General features: G+C 55.7%; 1 protein-coding gene. It reads left to right on the forward strand.

Annotated elements, in window-relative coordinates:
* Positions 1-457: transposase family protein (locus tag QP909_RS11760; RefSeq protein WP_502868668.1), on the forward strand; the 457-nt coding region annotated here is incomplete at its 5' end.
* Positions 458-524: the final 67 nt, after the last annotated feature.

The following is a 524-nucleotide window of genomic DNA, read 5'->3' on the forward strand; positions in this document are numbered from 1 at the left end:
GTCCAAGCGCCGGAACAAAAAATGGTGGTACACCCACTACACCCATCGCGGGATTTACCTGCAGCTAAAGAAGATGAGCCAACAAGGACACCTCTTTGCCTACCTCGCCGAAGCTAAAGAAGGCCAACGGTTGGAACGCACGACCAACAAGCTAGAAGGCGGGGTGAACTCACAAATTAAGCAACTCCTGCACACCCACCGCGGACTGCGCGACGAACAACAGCGCATCGCCTGCGACTGGTGGCTGCATCTACATACGCAGCTGCCTGACGATCCTGTAGAGATCGCCAGGCAGCAAAACTGGGGCCAGGACGCACTCGCCAAAGCACAAACCCTAGCCAACCAGGAAAAACAAGCCACCAGCGGCCACGAAGACGGCCGACCAGCAACCTACGACAGTGCCATCGACACTGCCTACAACCACTCTATGGGAATACGCAAAGGCCGCATGCGCTAAACCCCACCAACACAAAATGTCGTTTAGCCCGACACGCCGCAAAACAACACATTCTGTCGTTTAGGCC

Origin of the sequence: Corynebacterium sp. MSK195, from assembly GCF_030228885.1 — a bacterium.
GTDB lineage: Bacteria > Actinomycetota > Actinomycetes > Mycobacteriales > Mycobacteriaceae > Corynebacterium.